The organism is Chromohalobacter sp. 296-RDG, from assembly GCF_029889885.1.
Taxonomy (GTDB): domain Bacteria; phylum Pseudomonadota; class Gammaproteobacteria; order Pseudomonadales; family Halomonadaceae; genus Chromohalobacter.
The window spans coordinates 1-1732 of the sequence record NZ_JARANY010000170.1 but is presented as its reverse complement, the minus strand read 5'-3'; the positions used below and the strand labels follow the sequence as shown (position 1 = coordinate 1732).

Here is a 1732-nt window from a genome sequence, read left to right as displayed (position 1 = left end):
CGTGGGCGCCGGAGCGAAGTAATGCTGCGGCAGGAAGCCCGCGAACAGCGAATGCATGCCTTCCTCGGGATCGCATACCGCCATGCAGCCGGCGGTATCGCCGTGGTAGGCCTTCATCAGCGTCAGCATGCGGTGCTTGGCCGGCTTGCCGCGCAGGTAGTGATACTGCACCGCCATCTTCATGGCCACTTCCATGCCCACCGAGCCGCTGTCGGAGAAAAACACGTGGTTCAACCCTTCGGGGGTGACGCGCACCAGCTCGCGAGCCAGGCGGTCGGCGGGCTCGTGGGTCAGCCCGCCCAGCATCACGTGGCACAGCTCGTCGGCCTGGCGCTGGATGGCCTCGACCAGTCGCCGATGACGATAGCCGTGGATCATGCACCACCAGGAACAGGTGGCATCCAGCAAGGACTCGCCGGTCTCCAGAGTGAAGCGCGGTCCCTCGCCGCCGACCACCTTGGGTGACGGCGCCTGGGACTTGAGATGGGCATAGGGATGCCAGATCGGGGATGTCATCGTGTTTCCTTGTATATGAATCGCGTGTCGATGGAGTGGTTGTCCACTGACGCTGCCGATATTCACTCGTTGCCGGGCAGTGCCAGGTGATCGGCGGCGGATGCTGCTCGTGCCGCCGGCGTATCGGCGGTCAGGCGCGGCACGATCCCTAGGCAGGGCGCCTCCAGGCTGCGCTCTAGGGTTGCCAGGTTGTCGCGGTAGCAGGCCGCGTCAGTAGCGAAGTCGGAATCGATCAGATTGCCCACCCAGCCGACCAGTGGCAGGCCGTCGGCGCGAATCGCCTCGGCCGTGAGCCGGGCGTGGTTCAGGCAGCCGAGCTCGAGACCCACCACCAGGATTACCGGTAGATCGAGTCGCACCGCCAGGCCGGTGAGGTCCTCGGTGTCATTGAGCGGCACACGCCAGCCGCCGGCGCCCTCGATCAGCGTCAGGTCGCGCTTCTCGGCCAGCGGTTCGGCGACGTGCGCGGCCAGAACATCGAGAGTCGGTGCCTCGCCGGCCCGGCGGGCGGCCAGATGCGGTGCGATAGCTGGTTCATAGGTGCAGGGATTGATGGTGACGTAGGGCGTGGGCGGCATGCTCTGGGCCTGGAGGGTCAGGGCGTCGATGTTGCGCAGCCCGTCGGCGGTGGGCTCGCAGCCGGAGGCCACGGGCTTGAGCCCGAGAGTGGTCAGGCCGCGGCGGCGGGCCAGGGCCAGCAGGCCGCTGGCGATGAGGGTCTTGCCAGCGTCGGTGTCGGTGCCGGTGACGAAGTAGGCGGTCATTTCAGCGTTCCAGATCGAGCGTTAGAAGGTGATAAGAGACGGGTAGGCCGGCCTCGGTGCGAAGCGTCTCGAAGCGTCGGGCGGCGCGGGCCACGTCGGCGCGCGAGAGCCGAGCACCGTTGCGTGCTACCTGGGCACCGACGCCCTTGATGGAAGCCATCACGGCCGCGAGGTCGGGATAATGGAAGCGCTCGGTACGAGCTGTGACCTCGACGCGACGGAAGCCGGCGCCATGGGCAGCTCGGCGATGCCGGGCGGCGTCGTAGAAGTCGAGCAGGGCGACGGGTCGCGTCCAGGCGTGGCCGACCTCGGCCAGCGTGCCCGGCGCCAGGGTATTGATCAGCGCACGTCCTCCCGGCCTCAGGACCCGGCGGATTTCGTTAAGTACCCGGTCAATGTCCGGGCACCATTGGATCGCCAGATTGGAGACGACGAGATCGAAGCTGGCGTCA

The 1732-nt window shown here is 67.2% G+C and carries 3 protein-coding genes; all 3 read right to left on the bottom strand.

Annotated elements, in window-relative coordinates; translation table 11 throughout:
• Positions 1–516 (bottom strand): aminotransferase class III-fold pyridoxal phosphate-dependent enzyme (locus OP495_RS17560; RefSeq protein WP_280571053.1); only part of this gene is annotated, 516 nt, incomplete at its 3' end.
• A gap of 62 nt (positions 517–578) precedes the next feature.
• Positions 579–1280 carry a dethiobiotin synthase gene (gene bioD, locus OP495_RS17555; protein ID WP_280571052.1) on the bottom strand — a complete coding sequence of 234 codons (702 nt, stop codon included), beginning with the start codon at positions 1278–1280 and terminating at the stop codon, positions 579–581.
• 1 nt (position 1281) lies between these two features.
• Positions 1282–1732, bottom strand: a 451-nt coding sequence (locus tag OP495_RS17550) for a methyltransferase domain-containing protein (protein ID WP_280571051.1), incomplete at its 5' end; no start/stop codon positions are given.